Below are 9,254 nucleotides of genomic sequence, written 5' to 3'. Positions count from 1 at the left end.
AATTTCTCAAAATTCGATGTATTTACATATTTCAGCGTACTAAACATTGCTAAAGTTGCATTGGGAATTTCAAGAGCAATACGTGCAACAAATTGGGCAAATAATTCTCGCTTCGCATAGCCATAATTAGACATCATTTTCCCAATTTGTGTAGTTGCCACACCTGTTTTACTTTCTCCACCTCCGCTTGAAGCATTATCAGAGCTTGAAGCTTCTGCATACGGTGGATTAATCAGCACCAAAATTTTCTTACCCTCAGCTATTGCTTTTCGCAATCCTTCAGGGATTTTGTTCGTGAGGCTATAATCTATTTCTCCCTCATCGGTGATGTCGTCATTCAAATAATCGTACTGAAACCGTGATGCGGCAACGCATGTTTTCGTCGCTCTCATCACGTCCACATCGGCTTGATCGAGGGTAGACATGTAGATATTACGCGGATTGGAGTGCTTGACTTCCAGATTACCCACGCCGCAACACATATCCCACACAATGTACTCTTTTTGCCAGTTTTTCCCCAGTGTTTCGGTGAGTTTATCATACGCTTTATCCACGACGGCGAGCGGTGTGTAATACGCCCCCTTGAAACTGCGCTCATCAAGCGGAATAAGGCTGTCACGACGTTCAAGAAGATAATCACGGTATTCAGCTTTGGGCGGTTTGTGATAGATTGCCCAGAACTGACGATACCCCTCTTTACTTCCCAATTCATAAATTCGCCCATTTAAACTAAAAACGGGGGAATCGTTTTTGTGCAGAAGTTCTGCGGGTAGGTTGGCGTGGGTTGAGACTGTGCCATCGTGCATGATGTCGGCAAAAAACAGCAGAGCATAATCTTCTTCTTTTACTCCACTGATCTCTCGACCAATCATGTCGACCCATTTATCAAACACTTGCTTGAGATTATCAGGAGTGATAGGAGTGCGGATAATGTCACCCGATTTGATCGCCGTTTTGACCGTAGCGATAAATCCGTCTTCGTGCGTCGAGATTTTAAATGAGACAAAATGGGTTCCGATATGCGTAGAGACTTCTTGAAGGGCTTCGGGGGTATATTTACTGGCAGATTTTCCCCATTTGATCGTTTTTTTGGCTAAAAAAGGTAAAACGTCCGCCGATTTCATAATTGCCGCTTTTTCGGTATCGATGACTGCTAAAAAAGGCGGCACAGATTCGCCTTTGTTCATGGCAACTTGCACATAATGGAGTAATTGTGTAAACATCGCGTACGTGGAATGCTTACCAGTGTCTTTGGCTTCAAACCAAATCACATCGGTTTGGATATCGATCAACCCTTTTGTAAAGCTTTTTAGCCCCAATGCTTTGATATAAGCATCTTTAACGTCTTCTTCACTTTGAGCTTTTTGGAGTTCGGCATAAAGGTTCATAAATATTCTTTTTGGGGGTATTATAGCAAAACATAGAGGGATGAGGTCGATATTAAACTTTATTTAGGATTGTGGAGAAAGGATTGGGAATGTAAGTTTAATAGAAGCTGGATTCCCGCTTTCGCGGGAATGATAGAGAGAAGAATTACTTTTTAGCGCCGTAACGTTTACGATCACTAGGATCCAACCAACGTTTACGGATACGGATAGTAAGAGGTGTAACTTCGAGAAGCTCATCGTCTTCGATCCACTCTAATGCACGCTCAAGGTTCATATCACGTGGTGGTACGAGTTTAATCGCTTCGTCTGCTCCAGAAGAACGGACGTTTGATTGAGCTTTACCTTTGATCGGATTAACGTCAAGGTCGTTTGAACGACTGTGCTCACCGATGATCATACCTTTGTACACTTTCGTTTGAGGCGCTGTGAAAAGAACACCGCGATCTTGAAGGTTGAACAATGAGTACGCTAACGCAACACCGTCTTCCATAGAGATCAATGCTCCGTATTGGCGACTCTCAACGTTACCGGTGTAAGGACGGAATTCCAAGAAAGAGTGATTCATTACACCCTCACCTTTGGTATCAGTCAAAAACTGACCACGGAAACCGATCAAACCACGAGCAGGGATTTCGAACTCTACACGAGTAAAGCCCTCACCCATCGGTACCATTGCTTTCATCTCCGCTTTACGACGTCCAAGACGCTCGATGATCGTACCTGCATTGTCAGCCGGAAGGTCAACAACAAGGTGCTCGAACGGTTCACATTTGACCCCTTCGATCTCTTTTACGATAACTTCAGGACGTCCGATACCGAACTCAAACCCTTCACGACGCATGTTTTCAGCGAGAATAGTGATTTGAAGCTCACCACGACCGGAAACGATAAATTTACCCTCTCCGACCGTTTCGTAACGCATTGCAACGTTGGTGTTCATCTCAGCATCAAGACGCTCACGGATTTTGTTTGCGGTAACGTGTTTACCCTCTTGACCTGCAAGCGGAGAATCATTAACCGAGAAAACAACGGTCAACGTAGGTTCTTCGATGTGCATAGGGTCAAGCGGCATAGGGTTTTGTGGATCACAGATGGTATCCCCAACGTCTACGGTTTCGATACCGGCAACAGCAACGATATCACCCGCTTCCGCTTCTTGGATTTCCATACGGTTAAGCCCAAGGAATCCGATCAGTTTAGAAATTTTACCTTTGACCATTTCACCGTCAGCTTTTGCAAGAAGGATATTATCCCCTTTTGCAATTTTACCGTTGAAGATACGGGCAATACCGATTTTACCAACATAGTTATCATAGTCAAGAGTGAATACTTGTAACTGCGTAGAATTTCCCGCATCACCGGTAGGCTCAGGTACTTTGTTGAGGATCGTATCAAATAGACATTTGAAATCGCCATCAGGCTCAGACATGTCCAGTTTCGCGATACCGTCACGCGCTGCAGCGTAAACGATCGGGAAATCGAGTTGATCTTCAGTCGCATCCATCGCTACGAATAGGTCGAATACTTCGTCTACTACGCGTTCAGGATCAGCCGATGGTTTATCGATTTTGTTGATAACAACGATTGGCTTGATCCCAAGAGCAAGCATCTTTTTAACAACAAATTTCGTTTGAGGCATAACACCCTCATACGCATCAACAAGGATCAAAGCCCCGTCAACCATTTTCAATACACGCTCAACCTCACCGCCAAAGTCGGCATGGCCAGGAGTGTCGATAATATTGATTTTGTGCTCACCGTAGCGAACCGCTGTATTTTTAGAAAGAATGGTAATCCCACGCTCTTTTTCAAGGGCATTAGAGTCCATAGCTCTTTCATTCACTTGTTCGTGGCTTCCATATGTTCCGGATTGCTTAAGCAACCCGTCAACAAGAGTCGTTTTACCGTGGTCAACGTGCGCGATTACGGCGATATTACGAATTTTTTGCATTGCTGTCCTTCATGAATAGGGCAAAGATTTTCGCGGATTATATCTCACATAAGGTTAAGGAAATGTTAAGCCACAATTATATTATTACCATTCGATTACTTATCGAAGTGGAATATTTTTTGCTTTGTCTATATACATTAACCATTTGGATGCTGTGTACATTCACGTAAGGATCACCGATGATCAACCAAAGCAAAGAAGCCGGTACAAAACCTTCGCTCATCGATTTATTGGGGGGAAATACAAAATCCTCAACTACAAAATCAAGCGATTTATTTTCAAAGTTATTGGCAACACTGAGCACCACACAACAGCATTCCGGTGACTTCAAAGCGATTATCGATCCTAAAAGCACATCGGCTAAAACCGTTGTTACCAACAATACAACCCATACCAAAAGCTCTCCGATCAAAGAGCTTCAAAGCCTTTTACTCGGAGGTGAGGAAAAAGATTCGGCTCTGTTTTCCAAAGAGTTAATCAACACCCTTTCAAACGATCAGGTGCGAACGCTTATACAAAGTGCTAAAGAGTATCTCAAAAATGCGATCACGGCAAAAAGTCCCGAATACCAAAACGACACCAAATCGCTTCCTAAGACCCTGATGGGATTAGTCCAATTAGCGGATAAAATGGGGTTAAACCCTCAATCGATTTCCCTTTCCACTATAATGAACGATTCAACTGAGAAAAAAACGTTTGCAACAGAGCTAAAAACATTCAGCCCGGAAGTACTGACCAAACCATTGTTTGAAGCCAAAGCCCTCACTCAGCTCACTAGCATGCCTGCCGAGTCCAGTTCATTTGTATCCATAACCCAACTGATCAACGACGCTAAAACCAAAGAACAAAAAGCAACCGGTACTCCCGTGAGTGAATCTTCTCCTACCGCTAAGCTCTCTGCTCCAACCGACACTTCTCTTGCAGCAGAGTTTTCAACACAGGCGACAACGACAGCATCAACCAAAACATCTCCGGAAAAGCTCGAAACACAGCCGCTAAAAGCTCTATTGCAACATTTAGACAAACGTGAAAAAGTATCTGACAATGTAACTCTTGGTAATGCACTAAAAGTTTCTGATGTAAAAGCACCTGACGTGAAGATATCGGAAACAAAAACTCCGGAAACGAAAGTTTCAGCACTAACAACTTCCAAAACAGATACTCTTGTCGCACTTCTGCAGGGGGAGAATGAATCCAAAGAATCAAAAACAGACCGAAACAATGCCTCTAAAACAGATGGAGAAACTCCTAAAGTAATGACAGCTCCAAAAGCCGACTCACTCGAAGTTAAATCAAAAGAGGCAAGCCAAAGCATGCGCTCATTTGCCAGCGATCTCAAAGATGCTGTGCAGGAATATAAACCACCATTCACCCGTCTTACAATGAAACTCAACCCTGAAAAACTCGGTGAAGTAGAAGTCACTCTCGTGCAACGCGGCAACAATGTTCATGTCAATATTCAGTCGAACAATACCAACAGCGTTGCGTTCTTGGCACACAATGCTATGGAGCTCAAGACACAATTGGCAAATCAGGGAATTACCAATACGACAATGAACTTTATGTCCTCAGGTGATGGACAGGCTCAAAATCAACAGCAGCAGCATAATCAGCAACAGCAGCAAAATCGATTTCGCGCTTATGAGTCGCTCAAAGATATGGAGCTTAAAGGCGAGCAACTAAGTGCTCTTGAAATTATTATTCCGCATTACGCGTAAACCCAAACAAGGAGATTATTATGGCTATCGACGCATATGGTAACACACTAACATCCAGCAGCAGTTCTGCTACAACCTCATCCAGTACGGTCAACCCTAACGGTGTGTTAGGAAAAGATGACTTTTTAAAGCTTCTCATGCTGGAGCTTAAATACCAAGACCCCACCTCTCCTATGGACTCAGAAAAGATTCTGACCCAAACGTCTCAGCTTGCCACATTAGAGTCCAGTGAAAACACGACAAAAGCGTTAACTACACTCGCATCAGCACTTACCGCGTCAGCACAATTCACCGGAATTTCCGCTATCGGAAAAATAGCTGATACCGGAAGCAATGCCATCCTCGCGACAAAAGGCGAAAAAAGTGTTTTTGAACTCTATTTTCCGGATGCGGTTACAACCGGAAAAATCAATATTATGGATGCAAACGGAAAAATCCTTAAAACAATGGATGTCGGAGCGACTGATGCAGGTGTTGCCCAATACACTTGGGATGGGACGAACAGTGCAGGCTCAGCATTAGATTCCGGAACCTATTACGTCGAATCAACCTATACCAAAGCTGACGGTACAACGGCAACTACCCGTATAGGGCGCTACCCTATCGACTCGATCAAATTTGACAGCGGTAAAACCTATGCAAAACTCGGGTCAAGCTATGTGGACTTTAGTACGATCAAAGAGATAACCAACAACTAAGTTCCAGCGGAATTTATAAGGAAAAAAGATGACACAAGGATACTATGCGGCAATATCGGGAATGCAGACCAACCAATACGGAATGGATGTCATTTCAGATAATTTAACCAATGTATCGACGACCGGCTACAAAAGCTCGTCAACAGAATTTGCCGATCTTTTTAGCAATGTGGTCTCTAGTGCAAATACCCCGACATACAATGACATCGGATACGGGGTGAAATTGCAAGCGACAAGCTTTAACCTTACACAGGGATCAATGATGTCATCGGATCGATTCAACGATCTAGCGCTTGAGGGGAATGGCTGGTTTGGCGTCACCTCCAAAAATCAAACGATGTTTACCCGTGATGGCAGTTTTTCTTTTGATACCTACCAAAAAACAAGCGGCGACGTCAACTCATCAACCAACCGTTTAGTAACAGCAGACGGGCAGTTTGTTACAGGTACGATGCTCAGCAATTTTACCTACAACCCGACATTTGATTATGGTGATCAATCAACTACAGGTGCAACCGGAGCTTTCGTCCTCAATACGCCGACAATGAGTGCTCCCTTCTCCGCCGTCGGTAGTCAAGGGACAATTGAGTTTCCGACACGTCTTGCGTATCCGGTACAACCGACGACCAAAGCAACATTTGTCGGCAATCTCGGAATAACCGATGCTACGCGCGCAATCAGTGCTCAAGTTATCAGCGGTAACAATGATACCAATCAACTCAAACTGACCTTTACAAAAAGTGCAGTTCAGCCGGCTACCGGAACCGCCTGGGATGTAGTTGCCACTGTAACATCTACCGATGGAAATACCGTGTATGACACACAAAACGGTCAAGCTATTTTCAGCGCATCCGGTTCGCTTGATAGTTTTAATATTGCTTCCATGAACAATGACGGAACACCGGTTGCGATAGATTTGGGAACAGGATTTAGCGGTGTAATCGCTGTCGATGGTGTCGGAATCAGCGGATCATCAACCTCTGACGGTGTATCTGCAGGATCACTAACCAAATATGGAATCAATGCCGACGGAATCATCGTAGCCGATTTTTCCAACGGACGTCAAAGTGCGATCGGACGTATCGCAGTCTACCATTTTCAAAATGATCAAGGATTAAATCGAGAGGGTGGCACTTACTATACCGAAAGCTCAGATAGCGGAAAACCTCTTTTTTGGTACGATGCTAACGGTAACGCCATTACCGGAGCAACCGTCAGAAGTAACTCTTTGGAAAGTTCTAATTCCGATATGTCCGTAGGACTAACGGATATGATCGTCTCACAGCGTGCCTATCAGGCCAACTCTAAAATTGTTACTACTGTGGATGAGATGATTCAAAAAGCGTTGCAAATGCACCGATAATTTTTGGTACATATTTTGCTTGTAATTTTTACTTTATAGTGATAAAAAAGGATATGTTATGATGAAGGCTCTCGACTCCGGCGTTACCGGATTACAATCGCATCAGATTGCTATGGACGTCGAATCCAACAATATCGCCAACGTTAACACGATCGGATTTAAATATTCTCGTGCCAATTTTTCGGATCTGTTAGCACAGACCAATCAAATCGCAACAGCTCCCCAAGGACAACTTGGTGGTAAAAATGCGGTACAAATCGGGTTGGGTACATCGATAAACTCAATCACTAAAATTATGTCTCAGGGTTCTATCCAGAATACCGATAAAAATACCGACGTCGCGATCCAAGGCGACGGATTTTTTATCGTCTCTCCCGATGGCGGAAGTACCTATAAATACAGCCGCTCCGGTGACTTTAAATTTGACGGATCTGGGAACTTTGTCGATAATAACGGGTTCATCGTCCAAGGATGGGTGCGAGATAAAGTAACCGGTCTTGTCGATTCTACCGCGCCGATCAGCAATATCACCATTCCGCCTGGGCTCACTACTCCGGCGAATGCCAGTACGGAAGTCGTTGTCAAAGCCAACTTGAGTGCAAGTACCACAATTACCCAATATAAACCGACATATGAAACCACTGCTACTGGAGCATTTATTCAAGATGGGACACCTAAGGCACCCGAAGATATGGGGGTTATGTTTAACGGCAGCGGGACTGCATTCGCCCTCACATCTGCTGCTTCAGGACCAGGAACCGGAGGAGACGGTATTTTTATCAGTACCGACGGCGGCCAAACCTATGCAGAATTTCGTTATACCTCTAACAGTGGCGATGTTACCACCACCGGAACCGGAGCTGGCGGGGCAGCAATCTCTCCACTACAAAGTGACGGCACGACACCATCTACTAATGCCAATGTGTACTATTTCAATACAACCGAAGACCTTCGTGCGGCGGTTGCTAACTGGACGTCTACCAATGCCCTTAATCCAGGAGCATCTGCAGGAGCAACTGTCAACTACAATGGTCAAGGAAAACTGCAAATTTCCAATAGTTCCGGTGCAAGTAACCTAAGTATCGCTGTAGCCGGAATTACCGATGTCAATACGGTTAAAAATGAAACCTTTACCTCCAATTTTTTGACCCTTGCAGGTAATATAACAGCCGGTTCTACTACGGCAAAACAATCCCAAGCGGTCAATGCGGCTACCCACTCTGCCAGTATTGACGTCTATGATTCATTAGGAAGTAAACATACCCTAAAAGTCGATTTCCGTAAAGCAACCAGCAATACGACAAACGGCACATCTTGGAACTATACCGTTACCGTTCCAAAACCTGCCGATATCGGAGGGGTAGCACCTTATCAAAATATCCTCAATCCGGCAGGGACAATTACCTTTGATTCTACCGGGGCATTAGCAGGGTACAATATCCCGGCGATCGACTTTACCGGAAATAACGGTTCTAAGCCGAATCAATCCATCAACCTGAATTTTGGGTCGATCAACGGCTTTGACGGAATTACCAGTTTTGATAATCCGTCCGCTACCAGCGGTATTTCTCAAGACGGTTATCCGGGTGGGGACTTGGAAGGTATCCGTATCGATGCGAGCGGTACATTGATCGGTTCATTCTCAAACGGACGTTCTTTCGGTCTTGCCCAAATCGGGATGGCTAAATTTTCAAATAACGAAGGACTTACCAGCGACGGCGGAAACGTCTTCCTCCAATCCGCTAACTCCGGCGATCCGATCATCGGAACGGCCGCTACTGCAGGACGCGGATACATGCAGGCTTCCGCTCTCGAAGCGTCGAATGTGGATTTGTCAAAATCGCTTACAAACCTCATCGTTATCCAACGTGGATATCAGGCAAATGCCAAAACTATCACCACAGCGGATACCCTCTTAGAAACTCTTCTCGGTATCAAACGTTAACGCACTATGCGTTAGCGGCTTTGTTATAATTTTGTTTGTTTTTTGGTTGTTAAATTGATGAAGTAAATAGACCCGGCAGTGAAGAAGCTGCCGAGGCTTTGAAACTTAAGGAGTGAGTGATGAAAACACCCTTGACTTGCTGCTGTCAATTGGGATAATTGAATTATGAAACAAATTAGTAAACAAACAGT

The 9,254-nt window shown here is 44.4% G+C and carries 6 protein-coding genes; 4 read left to right on the top strand and 2 right to left on the bottom strand.

Annotated elements, in window-relative coordinates; genetic code table 11:
- Positions 1-1,388 (bottom strand): hypothetical protein (locus PHP90_RS12860; RefSeq protein ID WP_299930693.1); only part of this gene is annotated, 1,388 nt, incomplete at its 3' end.
- A gap of 145 nt (positions 1,389-1,533) precedes the next feature.
- A complete protein-coding gene (typA, locus tag PHP90_RS12855; RefSeq protein WP_299930690.1) occupies positions 1,534-3,339 on the bottom strand; it encodes a translational GTPase TypA in 1,806 nt (601 codons plus the stop codon).
- Positions 3,340-3,518: 179 nt separating this feature from the next.
- Here typA and PHP90_RS12850 point away from each other — a divergent pair, with 179 nt between their 5' ends.
- The 4 genes from PHP90_RS12850 to PHP90_RS12835 are packed head-to-tail and all read left to right on the top strand — an operon-like array spanning position 3,519 to position 9,063.
- A complete protein-coding gene (locus PHP90_RS12850; protein WP_299930688.1) occupies positions 3,519-5,057 on the top strand; it encodes a flagellar hook-length control protein FliK in 1,539 nt (512 codons plus the stop codon).
- A 20-nt stretch (positions 5,058-5,077) separates the two neighbouring features.
- Positions 5,078-5,755, top strand: coding sequence for a FlgD immunoglobulin-like domain containing protein (locus PHP90_RS12845; protein WP_299930685.1), 678 nt, complete (start codon positions 5,078-5,080; stop codon positions 5,753-5,755).
- Positions 5,756-5,783: 28 nt separating this feature from the next.
- Entirely contained in the window at positions 5,784-7,118 is a 1,335-nt protein-coding gene (locus tag PHP90_RS12840; protein ID WP_299930681.1) for a flagellar hook-basal body complex protein, read from the top strand.
- A 58-nt stretch (positions 7,119-7,176) separates the two neighbouring features.
- A complete protein-coding gene (locus tag PHP90_RS12835) occupies positions 7,177-9,063 on the top strand; it encodes a flagellar hook-basal body complex protein (protein ID WP_299930678.1) in 1,887 nt (628 codons plus the stop codon).
- The last annotated feature ends 191 nt before the right edge of the window (positions 9,064-9,254 follow it).

This window comes from Sulfuricurvum sp. (assembly GCF_028712165.1).
GTDB lineage: Bacteria > Campylobacterota > Campylobacteria > Campylobacterales > Sulfurimonadaceae > Sulfuricurvum.
The sequence above is the reverse complement of the archived record's forward strand: the minus strand, read 5'-3'. Positions and strand labels throughout refer to the sequence as shown.

Bases quoted from the DNA above. Each gene is read 5' to 3' on its own strand.
- typA (WP_299930690.1), bottom strand. From the start codon at position 3,339: ATGCAAAAAATTCGTAATATCGCCGTAATCGCGCACGTTGACCACGGT.
- PHP90_RS12850 (WP_299930688.1), top strand. From the start codon at position 3,519: ATGATCAACCAAAGCAAAGAAGCCGGTACAAAACCTTCGCTCATCGAT.
- PHP90_RS12845 (WP_299930685.1), top strand. From the start codon at position 5,078: ATGGCTATCGACGCATATGGTAACACACTAACATCCAGCAGCAGTTCT.
- PHP90_RS12840 (WP_299930681.1), top strand. From the start codon at position 5,784: ATGACACAAGGATACTATGCGGCAATATCGGGAATGCAGACCAACCAA.
- PHP90_RS12835 (WP_299930678.1), top strand. From the start codon at position 7,177: ATGATGAAGGCTCTCGACTCCGGCGTTACCGGATTACAATCGCATCAG.